The organism is Nocardia sp. NPDC051981, from assembly GCF_040680715.1.
GTDB lineage: Bacteria > Actinomycetota > Actinomycetes > Mycobacteriales > Mycobacteriaceae > Nocardia.
Map to the genome: position 1 here is coordinate 1 of NZ_JBFAXK010000022.1, position 18,174 is coordinate 18,174.

The following is an 18,174-nucleotide window of genomic DNA, read 5'->3' on the forward strand; positions in this document are numbered from 1 at the left end:
CGATGCGCAGCCTCGACCTTGTACTCGGCCGTATACGACCGACGCTTACGAGGAGGCATATCGGACATCCTTCCAGCAGGACCTCCGTCCTGCTACATCGGTGTCCACTCATCGGGGGGAACCTCACTGGAGCGACTCGCCCGGGACTCCCCGGCCGATCACCCCACCGTGTTCGAGGTCCTTGGTGCCTTCACCCGTACGCACGCTCCCACGACGGCTACATGCTCGCAACAGCCAATCAGGATCGCGATAGATGTCCAGGCTGCTGTAACTGTGATCGGTCGCCGCAACAGAAGCCACGACGGCCCCAACCCGATCGACCTTTCGAACTCCTGTCTTGCCGGCGCGCACCTGACCGGCACGGACCTGACCGGCGCGAACCTGACCGGCGCGAACCTGACCGCCGCGAACCTGACCAACGCGAACCTGACCGGCGCGAAAGTGATCGATGCGATCCTCAACGCCGACCTGATCAGCGCGAACCTGGCCGGCGCCGACCTGGCCGGCACGCACATGCCCGGCGCGAACCTGACCGCTGCGGACCTGACCGGCGCGACCCTGACCAGCACGGACCTGACCGGTGCAACCCTGACCGGCGCAAACTTGACCCGGGCGCACCTGACCTACACAAGCCTGTTCAACGCGCACCTGTCCGGCGCGAACTTGACCGACGCGCGCCTGACCGGCAGCACGACTCTGACAGGCGCAGACCTGACCGGAGCAGACCTGGCCGGTGCGGACCTGAGGGCCACGTTGCTGTACAACCCGATCCTGAAAGACATTCACTACACCGACGGCACGAAGTGGCCGCAGGGCTTCACGCCACCGCCAAGCCGTTAGTCAATTCCCTACACCCGCGAAACCCCGCGCCGGCCGTAGTAGCTCCGCTAGCTCGCATGGCTCGGACAAAACGGTATCCTGCGGACACCCCCCACCCGACCGGAACCCGCTGTGCCGCACCCGGACCCGGAACCGAGGCGAGCCGGCCCGAAGGCGAGACCAACCTCATGAGGCGGCACAGCTGATATGTGGGCCTGTTCTGTCAAGTGGCAGGTGAAAGCGGTCCCGGCAACCTTGGTTGCCGGGACCGCTTTCGTGTGCGGTCGGGCGGGTCTGAGTTGTCGACTTTCCGGTTCCGGCATGTGCCCACCATGCCGGAACCGCTGGTCCTGGCTGTGCCATCTCCTGAGGCTGGTGTCTTTGACTTCGGGCGGGCCGGCCGCGGCTTCGGGTCCGGCTGTGGCACAGGCTCGTGTAGTTGGGCACGCGCAAACTCAAGAGCATCGACGTCAGCCTTCGACATGGCTATCACAGTATCGGCGGCGCCGCGACAGCGGTCTCAGATGCCCAGCGCGGTTCAAAACATCTGCGCGACACGCCAGTTCGAAGACTCTGCCGCATCAGGTACAGAGCGCACGCCAAATCTCGGTTGGACTCAGTTTCGAGCCGTCCTTCAAGGCAATTGCACTGTAATCGCCGCTATTTAGGGGGATACGTCGCAGCGGCGGATGACTCGTGAGAAGCGAATTTTTCATTCCATTCCCGCTGATAGAAATCATGTGGAATGAGGGCAAATTTCGCTTCGTCGAAGGTCTCCATATTATGGTCGATCACATACATATCGGGCTTCCCGCTGGAATCGAAGAATTTACGCGTCTCCCCGGTGCGTTCGTTACGGTAGTTGTTGAACTTATCAAAGATTCCCGGATCGATCTTCGCGTAGTCGACGACTATGTTTGCCTGGTCAACATAGGGATCATACTTGGGCGAGGCGGAGGGTTGTGCTGTCGCGCTGGTCGCTTCGTGGGATGATCCCCCTGTTGAGCAGGCGGCGGCCGAGAAAAATGCTCCGAGTGCCACCGCAAGTATCGATGTCATCTTGACGGCGGTCCGTATCATTTCGGTCCATCCTCCTGAGCGATAATGTCTGGATTTGCCCGTCCAGCACTTTGTTGAGTGTGGTAATTATCGAAAACCATTTGGCCGATGATGTTCTTTTTCGCGTCTTCGAAAGCTGCCTGATTGTGCTCGATGACATCCATATTCGGTCGGCCTTGAGAATCGAAGAAGTCGTAGGTGCGGCCGTTGTATTTATGGTCATTGAATTGGTCGAAGGTGTCGTGATGGACCGAGTTGTAGCCGTTGATGATGTTGGCGTCCTGAAGGAAGGTGTTGTTGGCGTCGATGCGAGATGTCGGTCCGAGATCTCTGTCCCAGTGAGTTGCGGTGTGATCGATGCCATAGGTGTCCGGTGAAGGTATCTGGGCTTTGATGACTGGGTCGAGGATCCACGCTGCGGTGGAGACGACGCCGCCCGCGGGTCCCTCGATACCTGCACCGTTCACGATTCCGGTGACGATGTCGGCGATCTCCGCCTTCTGGTTATACGCCGAAGTGTCGTGGTCGAGAGTGTTCTGGTGATCCATTTTGATCAGAGCCGACAGCTCATCGCTGAGGCCGTTCTTCATGGCTCCGGTGAGTTGTCCCTGCTCGTAGGCCCCATGGGGGTCTTGTCCCGTACCGTAAGCGAAGTCGAGTTGCCCGGCCAGGTGAGCGGCGGCGTTGTTGAATTCGGTGGCGGCCTGCGGATTTGAGTCGATGACCTTGAACAGGTTCGACAGATCGCCTGGCGTGTGATTGAGCTGGGTGCCGTCAACGGTGACGCTATTATCACTGCTACCGGCGGTGTCGAGATTGCCGCAGTAATGATTGACTTTCAGATCGGAGTCACTGACTCCGGCGAGGTTGGGGAGGTAGGGCTCAAGGGATTTGGCCACGACCTGGCTCAGGCCCGGATTGAGTTCGCCGAAGGAGACGTGGCCGGACGCGCCGGGCACATCGTGAGACAGAGTGGCTTCGTTATGGGCGATGATGGTAGCCAGCGATTGGGCCGATTCTCCTGCCCGCTGCTGCTGGAATTGATTGGATGCGCCGGCGTCGTCACCGATGTACTTGAACATGTTTTCCGCGCCGTGCTGGTCCGGTGACCATTGATGTTGCAGGATATCCAGCACGTGGCTGTTGGCGTCGTAGTGGCCGCCGGGGGTGCAGGTGACGTCCATGACACCGTGGGGGTTCACGAGCGCGTCGTGGACGGCGGTGTGGTCGCCCGAGGCGTCCTGAAGGAAGGTATTCGCGAGGGAGCCGGTCTGACTCTTGATCAGATCTGCGCTTGGGTTCAAGGCGGCGATCTCAGCACCTTGTTTGATCATGGCGCGGTTGATGTCGCTGCCCTGAATCGACAAGTCGCCCTTACTCATCAGCTGGCCGACCGCCCGCATGCTGTCCGCGTCATGCAACGCGTCATAGTTCGGTTGATCGGGAACGGGATAGGGCACAGGACTGGTCGCGGTACCGGTGAGCACGGAGGGGTTCTCGGTAAGGATCTTCTGAACGTTCTTGGGTAGCTGCGACATTCCGCCGGTGTTCTTGCCGTCTAGACTGTGCACCTGGGGGTCGGACACGATGCGGAAATCGTTGGCGATAGCCGCTTGTACTTGATCGGGCCCGTTGCCTTTGAGCTTGCTGCCCAGCTGGCTGATGTCATCGCTGGACATGTCATTCATGCCCTGGGTGAATACCTGGAGATAGGGGTACTGGGCGAGGCCGACGCTGTTGCCGTCGTTCAGTTCTTGCTTGTCGTAGTCGGACAGTGTGGTGGCCATGCGGATTCGCGCCAGGGTCGCGTCGTCGGCGGTGCCGTCCTTGACGGCTTGGAGATCCTGGCGGGCCTGATCGGCGGTGAGCTGATCGAGCTGGTCGGTGGTCGGCTGCTGGATTTGTGTGGTGGTCAGATTCGCGAAGGCGTTGTTGACCGCGGTCATCGCGTTGTCGTCGGCGGTTCCGCAATCGGTCAGCGCACCCTGGATCGCCTTCTGGTACTCCTCGGCTCGGTGCTCCAGACTTGCCAGCAATGTGGAAGTGGAAGATGAGTCTTGGCCGGTGAGCTTGAGGATGAGGAGCATGTCGGTGCTCACCTTCACCTCGCCGGTATCACTGACCGTGAAATGCGCACCTTCAGCGTCGGAAACCTTGCTCAGCAACGTCGTTTTGGCGGCCTGGATCGCCGTGGCCCCGTTGCGCGCGGCGGTTGCACCGTTTTCCAGCGCCGTCTTGACCGTCTTTGCGTCGCTGTGGATTTCGTCGTGCCGGTCCCGCATCGAGTCTCCGGCGTCACCGATCCAGTAGTGATGCGAGCCGTCGACCGAGCGTGCCGCCGCATCCAGGGTGTCGCCGAGGGTCTTGGCCTTCTGCTCCCACTCCCCGGCCTGAGTGTTGAGTACGTCCGGATCCCACGCCTTCACCTGCGGGATGGTCGGCGTACCCATCAGATCGCGTCCCCCAGGTTGGTGAACTTGTCGACCGAGACGTCCTCGGTCGCGTCATAGGCGTTGGCGCCGTTGTGGGCATGGGTATGGAGCGCGTCGTAGTGGCCGGAGATGGCGGTGAACGCCCCGCCGACCGCCGACGCCACCGTCGAGCAGGCACCACCGACGGCCGTGTCACCCAGACCTGCGGTGATCTGGTCGGCCGAATCGTGGTCGGTCATGCCCCCGAGCGTGGCCGATGCGTCTTTGAATCCGGAAGCCAACGCGCGCACGCGCTCCGGGTTCACATCTAGCCGCCCACCCATGCCCGAGCCCCCTCGTGTTGCCGACACCGACCGATCGGTGCAACTTAGTTGCGCGTACTTTACAACGCCACACAGACGCTCCGGCCGCGCGACGAGGTCGGCAACCGGGACCAGAGAGTAGGGGGGGGCCTCAGAGCATGGCTGATCAAAGACCTGCGCGTAACCGATCATTGCTGGACGCGGTCGCCGACGACACCGAACGCCTACAAGCAGCGATCCAGACCCGCACCACCACGGCAACCTCAGCCGATGGCCGGATCACAGTGGCAGTCAGCGCCGATGGCACCGTGCACGACTGGCACATCACCGATGCGGACGCCCACACCAACCGACTCGTCGCCAGCCTCCTCGCGCTGATCGGACAGGCTCACACCACCGCGCGGCAGGCCATCCGAACTGAACTCGACACCATCTCCGAACGGGAGGACGTCCGAGCCGCCACCGATACCGCCCGCGATGCACTTGCTCGAACCACCATCGCGCCACCGTCAACGGCGAGAGATGAAACTTGGGACGACGAAGCCTACGACTACGAATTCCGCCGCAAGTCCCGTATCGCGGCTGACTGAGACCGGGGACGGTGGACGAAAAACTGCGCTGACTGCCCTACGAGGCATGGTGAGCCGACCAACCGATCTGCGATCGTTATTCTGACTCGAAGAGTGGACACGGGGGCGAGCTCATCGTGAGTCCCAACAAACTCCTACGAAATTCGCTGCGCGTCACCGTTTTCCGAAATTGTGTTCGATAGCAGAAGGTAGCGACGAGGCAATCAGATCGACAGGCAGACAAGACTTTTCGACAACAGTTGACAGCGAGCAGTAGCGTCGGATAGTGGTGCCTTGTGCTATTCCCTAGGTCGCGGGTTCGATTCCTGCCGGGGGCGCACACGGGGTTACTGACCAGCGACAACGCTGGCAGTTACACCAATACCCGTACCGCGGAACCCGCAAACCGCACTGTAACCCCAACCAACTCCCAACTAATTCACTCGGCGCTGACCGCGTTGTGAAGCGCGGCGGCCGCCGCCGGATGCACCCGCCCCCGGGCCATGTACCGACGCTGGGTCATCGAGGGGTCGGCATGCCCGAGGACGTCGGCTGCGGCGCGCGCGGACAAGCCGTCGGCTTCGTCCAAGATCGTCGCTACGGCACCGCTACCACCGCAACCATCCTCCACAGCACCGCCACATTCCTGACAAACCAGGGCTTGCTACCCCGTGCCATCCCGCTGCACGAACGGGCCTCACCGACTGCGAGCGGGTCCTCGGCGGTGACCACCCGCTGACCATGGCTGTGCACGGCAATTTGGCCGTGGCGTCCGCCGCCGCGCCGGCGCGTGCGCGTGCGCGGCGGTCGGGTTCGCGTGACACGCAACCGAAGTCACCACGCGAATGATGGCTCCGCCCGGAGGTGCCGGTACGGGAGCTGGTCACCCCTCACCCGCGACCCGGACTCCGGCGGCTACCGCGTCGCCGATGGCTGTGTGACCATCTCGGCCGCATCACGCGCCAGTTCACCACCACCGGTCGACGCGGACGCTGACAAGCGCTCGACCCGCACGACACTGTCCTGCGCGCTGGCATCACGTATGCCGCCGAGCCGGGCGGATCGGCCGGGTGAGCACTCCGCACAGGACCAGATCGAGCAGGCGGTTGACGGACGTGTCGTCGGCTGACCGGTCGCCGGTCCATGCGATGGCTGTCGCCATGCGGACCAGGTCGTCGACAGCGACCCCCGCCCGCGCATGCCCGGCGCGCTGCGCTCTCGACAACAGGCCCTCCGCAGCAGCCATGGCCGCTTCGCAGTGCGGCGCCAGCGGATTTCCTGGGGTCTCGAGCGCGCGCACGATCTCCTCCGACAGCCCGCGGACCCGACGAATGTGCGACACCAGCGCGACCAGCCATTGCCGCAGTCCGTCCTCGAGATCGGTTTCGGCACACAGGGATTCCGCCAGCGCGGTCACCTCGCCCAGGCTCTCGCCGACCACCGCGGCAATGAGGTCCTCCCGCTTCGGGAAGTGCCGGTACAGCGTGGCCGCGCCGACCCCGGCGCTGCGCGCGATCTCGTTGAACGACACCGCAACACCTTCGGTAGCGAAGGTGGCGCGCGCGGCCTCGAGCACGCGCGCCCGGCTGCGCCTGGCATCGGCCCGCACACCGCCCGGCGGGGGCGAGTCAGCATCGCTCACGAACTACTCCTTGCTCAAACGGAATGCCATTCCATATATTCGGAACGGTATTCCAAATCATAGATCACCGAGGTTGACCGTGACTCTTCCACCGAACATGCCGCGCACCGGACTCTGGGTGAACGGCCTCGATCTACAACCACCCACGATGGTCGCCGAACTGGCCGCCGAACTCGAGGCGATGGGGCTGGGCGCGATCTGGCTCAGCGAGGGGCTCGCGCACGACCCGTTCATCACCGCCGCCGGGCTGCTCGCCGCGACCCGGTCGCTGGTGGTGGGTACCGGGATCGCGGTGATCTACGGCAGGCATCCCCATTGGATGCGCGCCTCGGCGCGGGCGGTGCTCGACGCGCACCCCGGCCGGTTCCTCTTCGGTCTCGGGACATCGAATCCCCTTGTGGTGGAGGGAGTTCTCGGGCTGGAGTACCGCAAACCACTGGCCGCGCTGGGCGAATACCTCGACGAGCTCGACCAGCCCGACGCCCTGCGGGGTCGGCTCGGGCTACCCGACCCCGGCCCGCTGCCCCGCGTGCTGGCCGCACTCGGCCCGCGCGCCCTGCAATTGGCCGCGGACCGCGCCGACGGAGCGATCACCTATCTCGTTCCGCCCGAACACACTTCGCAGGCACGCGCCATTCTCGGTCCGGAGCGCGCACTCGTGGTCGAGCAGGCTGTCGTGGTCGGAAGCGACGACGACAGCGCCCGCACCCGAGCCCGGGCGCATGTCGGTGCATACCTGTCCAATCCGGGATACCGTGACAGCTGGCGCCGGCTCGGATTCACCGACGCCGATCTCGCCGGAACCGGCAGTGACCGCCTTCTCGACGCCCTGGTCGCCGTCGGCCAGGACGAGGTGGACCGGCGGGTCGCGGCCCACCTCGCCGCCGGCGCCGACCACGTCTGTCTGCAGGCTCTGCCCGCCGAGCCGTTCACCATCCCCGTGCAGCAGTGGAAGCTACTGGCCTCCATGGAGATCGGCCGCTGACCGCCAGCCCGGTCAATGGATGTTGTGCCGCCGCCTCCCGCAACGGCCCGAAATCCCCGGCGCCGACACCGATCCGGTCCTCGCGACCGTCGGCCATCGTCGACTTCCACCCGAGCTGGTTCGATGGCTGCGATGCGGCGAGGCCCCGCGTTGGCCCAGGTTGACGAGAGGCGCGGCGCCACGTGCCGCTGCTGCCCCGGCGGTACACCAGCTTCGTCGGACGCGGACGCGACGTGGAAGGAGTGCGACGGGCGTTGCGCGAGGCCCGACCGGTGACACTGTCGGGTACCGGGGGCGTGGGGAAGACCCGGTTGGCCGTCGAGACGGTCGGGGCGCACGCCGTGGACTGGGCGGATGGTTACGCCTTCGTCGAACTGGCCGCACTCGAGCGAGAACGAGCCGACCGGCCGGCCGTGACCGCGGTCGGAGTGGCGATCGCGAACGCGCTCGCGCAGTTCGAGCGACCCGACGAGTTGTCCACGGAGTGGGCCGAAGTACTGGAGCGGACGCTGTCCGGCCGCTGAATGCTGTTGGTACTCGACAACTGCGAGCATGTCGTGGAGGCGACCGCGCGCCTGGTCGACGGCCTGTTGCAGCGGCTGCCCCTGCTGCGGGTGCTCACCACCAGCCGGGAGCCGATCGGCGTGGAGGACGAGCGACTGTATCCGGTCCGGACCCTGGAACTGCCCGAAGCCGACGCGGATTTCCCGGCGGCCACCGCATCGCCCGCGGTCCGGCTGTTCATCGACCGCGCCACCGCGGCACTCCCGGATTTCGCGCTGTCCGAGAGCAATTCCGCGGATGTCCGCGCCATCGTGCGCAGCCTGGACGGCGTGCCGCTGGCCATCGAACTCGCCGCCGCCCGCGTGCGGAGCCTGCCGCTGCCGGACCTCAGCGCGCGGCTCACTGATCGCTTCCGGCTGCTCACCAACAGCACTCGCCACGCGGTCCCGCGCCATCGAACCTTGCACGCGGCCGTCGCTTGCGGCTGGGAACTGCTCACGGCTGCGGAAGCCGCTGCGGCCCGGCATTTTTCGATATTCGCGGGTGGCGCGACCTTGGACGCCATCATCCGGGTGTGCGGTCCGGACGCCATCGACACGGTCACTTCACTGGTGACGAAGTCGTTGGTGGACTTGGATGGACAGCGCTACCGAATGGCCGAGACCATCCGGGTCTACGCGACCGCGGAATTGACCGCAGCCGGCGATGCGGACGAGGCGCACGCATCCACGCCGACTGCTTCCTGGAACTCACTGACGCCGCCGCCCACGGATTGGGCCGGGGTGATCCCGCATCGGCCCGTTCCGGCGGCGGGCGCTCGATCAGGCGGAAGCGGCGCTCGGGCCCGTGCGCCTGAGCGCGGAATTCCTGGCGGGCGCCCGGCTTTCGGACAAGGCGCTCGAACTGCTGCGCACACTTCGCTGACAGCGACCGTCAGCGAACGGTACGGACCGCACTGGATGCTCGGGATGCGTATCCCACCGATCCAGGAGTGCTCATGTCCGTCCTCTCGAACACGGAATCAGTTGTTTCCGTGCGTGGTTCCCGCCGACTCGGCGAACGGCTCGACACGGCCGGCGCGGTCCTGGGCGCCGGGTTCATCATGGCCGTCGGCGGCGGTTATCTGCTCGCCCCGCAGCTTGGCCGGTACATGATCGACATTTCACCTGGTCGACACCGGTGGGGTGTGAAAGCGGTCGGGAGTTCTGACCGCGGAATGCCGCGAACCGTGCAACGACGGCATGAGACCGTCTCGGGCCGTCGAACTTCCGCCGACGACCCGAGACGGTGGTGAAACACCGTGTGGCACAGTGCGATCAGTACCTGGTCAGAATCCGCTCACGCCCTTGGCGAAAGCGGTGGTGCCCATCACCATGAACACCACGGCGATGACCGTGTGATTGTTCGCCTGTAGCCAGTTCTTCAAGTGGGCGAGTGCGCCGCGCAGCTGATTCGCCGCGACGGCGTAGCCACCCACGGGGACGACCACCGATGCCGCGCCCAGGAAGACGAAGACGGCGATTGCCGCAGCGGTGCCGGCCGGGTTCAGCCCCGAGGTGCCGATCGTGACGCCCGCCGTGACGCACAGGAGCAGGTTTTTCGGATTCAGTACGGAGAGCAGCATGCCGAAGCCGGCCGCCTTGGCGACTCCGAGTTCGTCGATGGCTTTCATCCAGCCCGGTATCGAATCGTCCTTGCGGCTGCCCCACTGACGGAAGGCGATGAACACCAGCAGGAGGCCCATGGCGATCTTGATCGCAGAGGCCGCGGCGGAGGGCTGGCCCGCCGAACTCATCAGCCCGGATGCGGCGGCGGCTGTCACGACCCCCGTGACCGTCAGGATGCCCGTCACCCAGCCGAGCGCGAAGCCCGCACTGGCCCGGCCGGCGTTGGTGGAGAGCAGCATGAGGATGGCCGCCACCACCGGAATGGGTGACAGCGCAACGCCTATGGCCAGTGGCAGCAGGTCTCCGATCACAGGTCCCTCCCCTGCGGCATCGGGCCGCCGTTTGCGGCCGGGGTCATTTCATCGCCGCGAGGTTGCGCCAGAAGTTGGCGAGGCTGTCGGTGCCGCCGAAGAGGGTCGTGAAGTTGGTGGAGTCGGCCATCACGATGTCGCCGGCGCGTTCGACGGTGGGGGGCAGCCACAGCAACGTATTGAATTCGGTGTTGCCCGCCTCGATGAACGGGTGGGGACGGGACAGTTCGATGGGCTGACGCGCCAGCAGGCGCACCGAATCGCTTTCGGGCTCGGTCAATTCGTAGTGGGGCAGGTGCGGGTGGAAATTGAACGTGGTGACGTCGTCGAGCAAGCGCGGGGTGTCGAGGTCACGGAAGGAGGTGAGCGGCGCGATCGAGCGAGTGCCTTCGACGACGGCGGGCCGCAGGCCGTAGACGTTGTGCACCGGGACGTTCAGGGCGGTCATCAGTGAGCGGGTGTAGGCGCCGAACCGCTGCTGGCGTGGCACCAGCGGATCACCGTGGTGTTCGAACTCGATCTGGCGCTGCTTCAGGTCATCGGTGAAGCCGACGTCGTGGTGCGGGGCGAGGAGCAGGCAGGTGCCCTCGCGCTGCAGCCACTGCTGGATCGCGGCGATCTCCTCGGGAGCCGCTTCCTCCTGCGCGAGCAGGTGATCGAGGCCGAACACCATCAGGGTGTCGGTGTCGGCGAGGATGCGTTCGTCGATGGGCTGTTTGAATCCGGCCTGGTCGATGCGCTGGAACACGGCCACCGGATGCCCCGTCACTTCCCCGGCCACCCGCTGGAAGTCGAGGGTGGAGCGGTGGAAAAGTTCGAGGGTGCCCGCGATGCCCTGCAGGAAGTGCGCGGCATCGTATTCAGGCGTCTCGTAGGCGGGCCAGGTAGCCTGGCGCACCTCGGTCATGGTGGAGAAGCGGTTGTCCAGTTCGGCCGTATCCCGTTGCGCTTCCCAGGGATAACTCCACGACCAGTAGATGCTGATGCGCCGCTTGCCGGGGGTGTAGGGGCGCGCCAGGTGGGCCTGGTTGTAGGTGCGGGCCGGGGTGAACGATGTCATGCTGCTGCCTCGATATCGGTGAGAGTTGCCAGGTAGCGCAGGGCGCGCAGCCCTGGCAGGAAGAAGTACGCGCCGCCTCGGACGCTGGTGAACGCCGGAATTCCGGTGATGGTCTTGCGAATCGGACGCTTCGGGATCTTGAACTCCAGGGTGCCGTCCTGGTTGCCGATGATCGGATCCCGCTCGTTGCCCAGTTCGTGGAACGACGTGTCGTTGACCCACACGTTCTGCGCGAACTCGAACTGGCGCACCAGGCTCGCGCACAGCACGAAGGCGGCGATGCCGCGGTCGGCGCCGTCGTCGGGGGTTCCCTCCGGCAGGTGCGGTCCATAGGTTGCGCCGCGGCGAATCATGCGGCGGCGCTGCATGTTCACGCCGGTATCACGTGGATTCATACGCCGGATGTGCGACCCGAGCGGCACCGCGTAGCCGTGCGGATCCATCTGTTTGTAGTTGAAATCGTTGTTGCGGCTCATATCCGCACCCAGTTCCGGATCATCGGCCTCCGGAGCGAGGACCAGCGGCGCGCCACTGCGCCAGCGGCCCATCAGCTTCGCCGCCACCAGCTCCTGTTCCTCGGCGGTGTCGCCGTGCTCGGCGATGAAGTCACGGAATCGACCCACGTGTTCGCGCAAGCGGCGATAGGCCATGAAGGTGCCGTTGCGCGAAAGCACCTCGGGCTGCGGCAGATCCAGCGGCGGCCCACTCTCGTCGTCGTAACCGAGGATGAACTCACCGGCCTTCAGCGGTGCGCCGCTGCCCGGCGTGGGCTCCTCCCCCGTCCCTTCGATCACCGGCTGCGACAAGCGATCCCGATAACCGAAGTGGTCGTGCGCGTAGCCGAACGGCGGTACGGCCTCCAGATCCAGCGACGACAGCACCGTGACACCCGGGCAGGCGGCTAGGAGTGCATCGTGTTCGGCGACCCGCCGGTCGCGTTCCGCGGCGTCACGGGCGAAGAGGATCACGATCGCGTGCAGATCGTCACCGGCCGTGCCATCGATCCAGTGATCGGGATGGTTGGCCCCGGCATCACCCAGGACTTCGGCCCGGGCGGCCATGCCCTGGCGGAATTCCTCCGGGAAACTCGCCAGCGCGTCGGCCGGGACGCCCAGGGCGCGCAGTCCGGTCCAGGTGAAAGCCACGGACACCCACTGCTTGTCGGTGTCCACCGAGTCCTGCAAGTCGGCGACCGAGGGCACTCGATCGGCCATGGCGGCGAGCCACGCCCGCGCACCGGCGGCGTCGGTGAAGGACAGGAACTCGTAGCGTCCGGTCAGCGCCGGCACCCGGGTCAGCAGGATGTGCTGGATATCGTCGAATTCGAGCATCGCCGCCCCCGCTACTGCATCTCGTCGAGCATGTCGGAGAATGCCGCTTTGAGCCGCAGGGCCTTCTTGACCTCGTCGGAGGTCACATACGGGTATTCGCCGTATTCGAGGAAGCTCGGGAACTGGTGCCTGCGGAAGAATTCGATGGCGGCGGCCCGATTGGTGCGCCAATCCTCGGGAAAGCCTTCGAGATTCACGAAGGCGGTGGTGATGCCCGTGGACAGGAACAGGTCGAGTGCGTCCTCGAGGTACTTGTCGAAGTCGGTGTCGAAGATGCCCTGATACTGGAAGGTCAGGCCGTCGCCGATATCGAACAGCACCCACCGCAGATAGTGCAGCCGCAGCGGCGCAAGCACATTCGGATCCTGTTCGACCGCGGCCTGGATGACCTTGCCGTGCTCCCGGATTGCCGCCTCATGACCCGGCTTGACCTTGGCAACGATGGAAAACCCATAGTTAGCTGGAGTTCGCGGATAGACCGGGCCGTAGCGCCCCTGTTCGTACTCGAAGTACCCCGTTTCGGGGATTGCCATCGCTGCTGGCTTGGACCAATGCTCGTTGCTTGTGGCCACGTCGTCGTCCCTTCCTTCGGTCTGGCTTCGGTTGCTGGAACGAAACCCACTGTAGGCAGCGCAGAGACCGACGGCTTATCATTACGGGACAGGACGCTGATCATTTCGGGACGTCGGAGAATTGGTGAAACCACTGGCCCGCTACGCGGCGCTGAACGAATACGTGGAGCTGTGCCGATCACTGGGCATCGACCCGGTGGGGCTGTTGCGCGCGTCCGGCCTGGACCCGGCCGGTCTGAGCCTCCAGGACCGCTGGGTACCCGCCGCCGCGATCGCCGGGCTGCTCGAGCACTCGTCCGTCGCGACGAACTGCGCAGATTTCGGGCTGCGCCTGGCCGAGCGCCGCCGCTTCGCCAATCTGGGTCCGCTGAGCCTGGTGGTCCGCGAGGAGCCCGACGTACGCAGCGCTCTGACCGTGATGTCGCGGCACGAGGACACGTACAACGAGGCGCTGCACACCCGCCTCACCGAACAGAACGGCCTCGCCACCATCCGGCTGACCCTCGATATCGGGCAGCCCGGCGATACCCGCCAATCCGTCGAACTCGCGGTCGGCGTCCTGCACGGCCTACTCGCCGGGTTCATCGGTGCCCCATGGCAGCCGGTCGAGGTCCGCTTCACCCACCCTGCCCCGCCCGATCTGCGCGCCCATCACCGGGTCTTCGGACCGCAGGTGACCTTCGAGCAGGACTTCAATGGAATTCTCACCTACACAAGCGATCTCGATGCGCCCAATGCGATGGCGGATCCACAGCTGCGCGCCTACACCCAGCGGCTGCTGGACCCCGTCCACCCGGTCCGTCCCGCGACCACCGCCGACCGCGTCCGCGAGCTCATCGAACTGCTCCTCCCCACCGGCCGCTGTTCGGTGGAGCAGGTGGCCCGCAGCCTGGGCGTCGACCGCCGCACCGTCCACCGCCGCCTCGCCGCCGAAGGCGAGACCTTCAGCTCACTACTGGATTCGACCCGCGCCGAACTGGCCCGCCACATGGTCGCCAACCCACGCCGCTCCCTGACCGAGACCGCTGAACTCCTCGGCTTCTCCGCCCCCGGAAACTTCTCCCGATGGTTCCGCAAACAGCACGGCTGCAGCCCCGCACAGTGGCGCCGCACCCGGGCATCGGCCGAGGCGACCTGACCTCAGCGCCGCGGCTCGGGCGTCACCGGGGTTCCCGGAGCGTCGTGGCCTTTGCCGTCGATCACGATGGGGTCGCCGGGGCCGAAGGCCATGCCGAATTGGGGACGGCCGTCCTTGCCGAAGTACATGGGCTGGACGCGGATGCTGCGGCCGGGCCAGCCGGTGCCGGGTTCGAGGCGGGCGTGGTAGGTGATCCAGGGGCGGCCGTCGATGGTGAGGAATCCGTTGTGGCCGGGGGCGATGGCGCCGGGACCGCCGGGGAGCACGGGGCCGCCCGATTTGGTCCAGGCGTCGGGGTCCATGGGGTCGCCGCCGCGCGCCAGTTCGAGGAGGCCCAGGCAGTAGGTGTCGTCGAAACTGGCATTGGCGGAGAAGGTTGCGAAGAGGCGGCCGTCGGGTGCGATCAGGGGTTGCGGGGCCTCGTTGATCAGGAGGTCCGCGTCGTTGGGGACGGTTTCCCAGGCGGCGGTGGGTGTTGCGATGCTGACGCGGTCGCCGATCGGCGTCATGGGATCCGACATGCGGACCACGCAAATGTCTTGTACGCGTGTGTCATCGGGGTTGCGCAGGCAGGACCAGAAGAAGTAGCCGGCGCCCGCGTACCGCTGGTAGGTGCCGTCGATGGCCCAGCCGCCGGGCAGGTTCAGCGGGCCGAGATATTCGTAGGGGCCGGTCGGGTCGCTTCCAGTGGAACGCAGCGCGTACATCCGATGGGTCTCGTTGCGGTCGTCCTCCTGCCCCGCGAAGTAGATCCACCACCGGTCGCCGATGTGCACGAGTTCCGGAGCCCAGATCTTGGTGCAGGCGGGGGCGGGGCAGTCGGGGTGCTCCCACACCACCTTCGGCTCGCTCTCCTCCAGTCCCCCGAGCGTGTCCGAACTGCGGATCACGATGTTGTCATCGTTGTAGAAGTCCCCCTGCACCAGGTGGAATCGGCCCTGGTAGTAGGTCATGCTCGGGTCGGCCCCGGCGGCCAGCACCGGATTGGTGAATTCCTCGCTATGCGCCCCGTTTGCCGAGGCCTTCGGTGTATTGCCCCCTGCGACCATCGTTCCGACGCCCACTGTCAGAACACCGACCAGTCCCACGGCTCTTCGCCAACCCACCAGCGCCACCTCCAGCAGACGTCGAGAATCCAGTCTCGACGCCGTCGTGGGCGAGTTCAATCACAAACGGAAAGCCGCAGGCCCGCACAGCGATTCGCTGGGACTCCACAACGATCGGCTGCGCTGTTCACCGGCTCCCGGCGCAGAGGGCATGGTCGATCAGGGCGCCGGCCACGTTCTCCTGGTCGCCGATGTGTTCTGGAGTGTCGCCGCGCGCCTCGGACATGGACACGACGGCGCTTCGCGTGCCGTCCTCCGTGACGCCGTTGATGGTGATGTAGCCGCCGTCCCCGCCCTCGTGACTCCAGTAGGTTCCTCCACAGCTGAGGGGGCGTTCGGCCAGGCCGAGCCCGTATCGGCCGCCGGGCCACAGCTGTTGGAGCTCCGCACTCACCGGGACGGTCTGCTTCATCTGCGTGAGCTGCCGCGCGGGGAGCAGCCGGCCGCCGAGCAGCGCGCGGAAGAAGCTGTTCTCGTCCCGGGTGGTGGTGACCCACGAAAGGGTCTCGTGCTCAACGGGTATCTGATCGGTGACGTCCACCTCGTCACCCGGACCGAAGAATTGGTAGGCCCGGGCGTGCGGCTCGGGCAGCGTGGGCGAGGCGCCGGTCCACCGGGTCTGGTCGAGCCCGAGCGGGCCGAGGATGCGGGCTTCGATCTCCTGGTGGGCGGGTCGGCCGGTGGCCTGCTGAATGATCATGCCGAGCAGGACATATCCGGTATTGGAGTACTGCCAGCCCTGCCCGGGCGGGAAGTCCGGCGCCTGGGCCATGGCGCGGGCCACCAGCTGCTCGGGACTGTAGAGGTCGTAGCGCTGCTGGTAGTACTCCTCCGGCGTGGTGTATCCGGGCAGGTCGTCGTGAATACCGCTGGTGTGCTGGAGCAGGTGGCGAATGGTGATCCGGCTGCCGTCATTCCCGTTGCCCTGCACGACTCCCGGCAGCCAGCGGTCGACCGTGTCATCGAGAGTCAGCGTGTGCTCGGCCTCGAGTTGGAGAACCACGGTGGCGACCAGGGTCTTGGCGGTGCTGGCCATGCGGAAGTAGCCGTCGGAGGGGACCGCGAGGCCGGTGTTCAGGTCGGCGGTGCCGCTGGTGGCGACCGATTGCGCACCGTCGGGCGTGATGACGCGGGCCTGCACGCCGCTGACACCGAGGGCGTGGATCGCTTCGGTGTCCTGACGCAACTGCTCCGTGAGCGAGGGTCCGGTGGGCCGGGCGACCGCGGTGGCCATCTCGGCGACGAGCAACGCGGCGGCACCGAGGGCAACCGAAAGGCGCCCGCGCAGAGTCGAAGTCATGGCTGAACGCTAGTTTCGCCACCGACCCTGCGTAATCCGGCACATCCCCAGAATCGGAATAGGGGAAATCCCCGAGCCCGACCCGAGGAGCTGGTCAATCCAATTCGGCTAGTTTGGCTTCGAGCAGGGTACGTTCCTGGTCATTCCCGCACAGGGCGACGGCGAGGTCGAATTCGGTTCGGGCTTCCGCTGTCCGGCCCAGTCTGGCGAGCAGTTCCCCGCGAACGCTCGGGAGCAGATGGGAATTCGGGAGGGCCGCAGCCGATCTGAGTTCGTCGACAATGGCGAGTGCGGGGGCGGGCCCCTCGGCCATGGAGACGGCAACGGCCCGGTTGAGGTCGATGATCGGGGACTGCGAGAGCCGGGACAGGGCTTCGTAGAGCAGGACGATACGGGGCCAGTCGGTGGCCTCGACGGAGTCGGCGACGGCGTGACATTCGGCTATCGCGGCCTGCAGACCGTAGGCGCCGAGGCCGCGGCCGAGGCGGGCCGCCTGGTCGAGGGCCGCGCGGCCGCGGCGGATGGCCGCCCGGTCCCAGCGCATTCGGTTCTGGTGTTCGAGCAGGATGGGCCGGCCGGTGGCGTCGGTGCGGGCGGGGAAGCGGGCCGCGGTCAGTTCCAGCAGGGCCAGCAAACCGTGGACCTCGGGTTCCTCGGGGACGAGGCGGGCCAGCACCCGGGCGAGACGCTGGGCTTCGGCGGCGAGGTCGAGGCGGATCAGGTGTGCGCCGGAGGTGGCCGAGGAGCCTTCGGTGAAGATCACGTAGACGACGTTCAGCACCGAACCGAGCCGGACGGCGCGTTCCTCGGCCGGAGGGATGGCGAACGGAACCTTCGCTGCCGCAAGGGTTTTCTTGGCGCGGGTGATGCGGGCCTGCACCGTCGCGGTCGGCACCAGGAAGGCCTTGGCGATCTCGTCGCTGGTCAGGCCGCCGACCACGCGCAGGGTCAGCGCCACCTGCGCCTCGCGGGACAGCACCGGATGACACGACACGAACATGAGCGCGAGCACGTCGTCGTCGATCTGATCCGGATCCCAGAGCGGTTCCGCCCCCGACGTTTCCGCGGGTGCGCCGCCGGCGGCGACCCCGCCCTCGCCCAGGTCGCGGGCGAGGGCGCGGTACCGGTCGTCGCGGGTGGCGCGGCGGCGGAAGGCGTCGATGGCGCGACGCCGGCCGACGGTGAGCAGCCAGCCCGCGGGATTGCGTGGCACGCCATCGCGCGGCCAGGTCACCAGCGCCTCGGCCAGCGCCTCCTGAGCGAGATCCTCGGCCAGGGTGAAGTCGCCGGTGTAGCGGGCCAGCGCGCCGACGATGCGCGCGGATTCGATGCGCCACACCGCGGCGACGGCGTCACGACCGGTGGGGTCGGCCATGG

At 66.2% G+C, this 18,174-nt stretch carries 18 protein-coding genes and 1 pseudogene; 7 read left to right on the top strand and 12 right to left on the bottom strand.

All coding sequences use genetic code 11. The annotated features are described in order from the left end of the window. The first annotated feature begins 273 nt into the window (after window positions 1-273). Window positions 274-840 carry a pentapeptide repeat-containing protein gene (locus AB0L60_RS30540; protein ID WP_364620876.1) on the top strand — a complete coding sequence of 189 codons (567 nt, stop codon included), beginning with the start codon at window positions 274-276 and terminating at the stop codon, window positions 838-840. Window positions 841-1,479: 639 nt separating this feature from the next. Here AB0L60_RS30540 and AB0L60_RS30545 read toward each other — a convergent pair. The 3 genes from AB0L60_RS30545 to AB0L60_RS30555 are packed head-to-tail and all read right to left on the bottom strand — an operon-like array spanning window position 1,480 to window position 4,804. After that, window positions 1,480-1,899, bottom strand: a complete 420-nt coding sequence (locus AB0L60_RS30545) for a hypothetical protein (RefSeq protein ID WP_364620879.1) — start codon at window positions 1,897-1,899, stop codon at window positions 1,480-1,482. Then, the gene (locus tag AB0L60_RS30550) at window positions 1,896-4,328 is read right to left on the bottom strand and encodes a WXG100 family type VII secretion target (protein WP_364620881.1); all 2,433 of its coding nucleotides are present in this window, start codon (window positions 4,326-4,328) and stop codon (window positions 1,896-1,898) included. Before AB0L60_RS30550 ends, AB0L60_RS30545 begins: the two co-directional genes overlap by 4 nt. Then, entirely contained in the window at window positions 4,328-4,804 is a 477-nt protein-coding gene (locus tag AB0L60_RS30555; RefSeq protein ID WP_364620884.1) for a type VII secretion target, read from the bottom strand. The genes AB0L60_RS30550 and AB0L60_RS30555 overlap by 1 nt, the downstream gene beginning before the upstream one ends. Here AB0L60_RS30555 and AB0L60_RS30560 point away from each other — a divergent pair. Beyond that, complete coding sequence (locus tag AB0L60_RS30560) at window positions 4,804-5,202, top strand: YbaB/EbfC family nucleoid-associated protein (protein ID WP_364620887.1); 399 nt, start codon at window positions 4,804-4,806, stop codon at window positions 5,200-5,202. The genes AB0L60_RS30555 and AB0L60_RS30560 overlap by 1 nt on opposite strands. A gap of 418 nt (window positions 5,203-5,620) precedes the next feature. Here the strand turns inward: AB0L60_RS30560 and AB0L60_RS30565 are convergent. Continuing rightward, window positions 5,621-5,785: pseudogene (locus tag AB0L60_RS30565) on the bottom strand (site-specific integrase); the annotation flags it as partial. Between AB0L60_RS30565 and AB0L60_RS30570 the strand changes: the two are divergent. Then, complete coding sequence (locus AB0L60_RS30570) at window positions 5,717-5,920, top strand: hypothetical protein (protein WP_364621235.1); 204 nt, start codon at window positions 5,717-5,719, stop codon at window positions 5,918-5,920. The pseudogene AB0L60_RS30565 and the gene AB0L60_RS30570 overlap by 69 nt on opposite strands. Window positions 5,921-6,217: 297 nt before the next feature. On the opposite strand, the gene AB0L60_RS30575 is transcribed toward AB0L60_RS30570, so the two are convergent. Next, entirely contained in the window at window positions 6,218-6,823 is a 606-nt protein-coding gene (locus AB0L60_RS30575; RefSeq protein WP_364620890.1) for a helix-turn-helix domain-containing protein, read from the bottom strand. A 79-nt stretch (window positions 6,824-6,902) separates the two neighbouring features. Here AB0L60_RS30575 and AB0L60_RS30580 point away from each other — a divergent pair, with 79 nt between their 5' ends. The 3 genes from AB0L60_RS30580 (at window position 6,903) to AB0L60_RS30590 (ending at window position 9,466) form a co-directional block, all read left to right on the top strand. Further along, window positions 6,903-7,808 carry a TIGR03620 family F420-dependent LLM class oxidoreductase gene (locus tag AB0L60_RS30580; RefSeq protein WP_364620892.1) on the top strand — a complete coding sequence of 302 codons (906 nt, stop codon included), beginning with the start codon at window positions 6,903-6,905 and terminating at the stop codon, window positions 7,806-7,808. Window positions 7,809-8,062: 254 nt separating this feature from the next. Then, the gene (locus AB0L60_RS30585) at window positions 8,063-8,332 is read left to right on the top strand and encodes a hypothetical protein (RefSeq protein ID WP_364620894.1); all 270 of its coding nucleotides are present in this window, start codon (window positions 8,063-8,065) and stop codon (window positions 8,330-8,332) included. Beyond that, the gene (locus AB0L60_RS30590) at window positions 8,333-9,466 is read left to right on the top strand and encodes a hypothetical protein (protein ID WP_364620897.1); all 1,134 of its coding nucleotides are present in this window, start codon (window positions 8,333-8,335) and stop codon (window positions 9,464-9,466) included. Between the two features lie 173 nt (window positions 9,467-9,639). On the opposite strand, the gene AB0L60_RS30595 is transcribed toward AB0L60_RS30590, so the two are convergent. From AB0L60_RS30595 to AB0L60_RS30610, 4 genes are read right to left on the bottom strand one after another with little or no spacing between them, the layout of a single operon-like run. Further along, a complete protein-coding gene (locus tag AB0L60_RS30595) occupies window positions 9,640-10,290 on the bottom strand; it encodes a GAP family protein (RefSeq protein ID WP_364620900.1) in 651 nt (216 codons plus the stop codon). A 43-nt stretch (window positions 10,291-10,333) separates the two neighbouring features. After that, window positions 10,334-11,350: a hypothetical protein gene (locus tag AB0L60_RS30600; RefSeq protein ID WP_364620902.1), complete on the bottom strand. Its 1,017-nt coding sequence runs from the start codon at window positions 11,348-11,350 to the stop codon at window positions 10,334-10,336. After that, on the bottom strand, window positions 11,347-12,681 hold the full coding sequence (locus AB0L60_RS30605; protein WP_364620905.1) for a peroxidase: 1,335 nt from the start codon (window positions 12,679-12,681) through the stop codon (window positions 11,347-11,349). Before AB0L60_RS30605 ends, AB0L60_RS30600 begins: the two co-directional genes overlap by 4 nt. Before the next feature lie 11 nt (window positions 12,682-12,692). Next, window positions 12,693-13,214 (bottom strand): hypothetical protein, encoded by a 522-nt coding sequence (locus tag AB0L60_RS30610; protein WP_364620908.1) that lies wholly within the window; start codon window positions 13,212-13,214, stop codon window positions 12,693-12,695. Between the two features lie 163 nt (window positions 13,215-13,377). On the opposite strand from AB0L60_RS30610, the gene AB0L60_RS30615 reads away from it, so the two are divergent. Further along, window positions 13,378-14,391, top strand: coding sequence for an AraC family transcriptional regulator (locus AB0L60_RS30615; protein WP_364620911.1), 1,014 nt, complete (start codon window positions 13,378-13,380; stop codon window positions 14,389-14,391). A 2-nt stretch (window positions 14,392-14,393) separates the two neighbouring features. Here AB0L60_RS30615 and AB0L60_RS30620 read toward each other — a convergent pair whose 3' ends face one another. The 3 genes from AB0L60_RS30620 to AB0L60_RS30630 all read right to left on the bottom strand — a co-directional run bounded on the left by AB0L60_RS30620 (window position 14,394) and on the right by AB0L60_RS30630 (window position 18,172). Continuing rightward, window positions 14,394-15,497 carry a glycoside hydrolase family 43 protein gene (locus AB0L60_RS30620; RefSeq protein WP_364620914.1) on the bottom strand — a complete coding sequence of 368 codons (1,104 nt, stop codon included), beginning with the start codon at window positions 15,495-15,497 and terminating at the stop codon, window positions 14,394-14,396. Window positions 15,498-15,624: 127 nt separating this feature from the next. Further along, complete coding sequence (locus tag AB0L60_RS30625; RefSeq protein WP_364620916.1) at window positions 15,625-16,797, bottom strand: serine hydrolase domain-containing protein; 1,173 nt, start codon at window positions 16,795-16,797, stop codon at window positions 15,625-15,627. A 94-nt stretch (window positions 16,798-16,891) separates the two neighbouring features. Beyond that, window positions 16,892-18,172 carry a sigma-70 family RNA polymerase sigma factor gene (locus AB0L60_RS30630; protein ID WP_364620918.1) on the bottom strand — a complete coding sequence of 427 codons (1,281 nt, stop codon included), beginning with the start codon at window positions 18,170-18,172 and terminating at the stop codon, window positions 16,892-16,894. Window positions 18,173-18,174 lie beyond the last annotated feature (2 nt).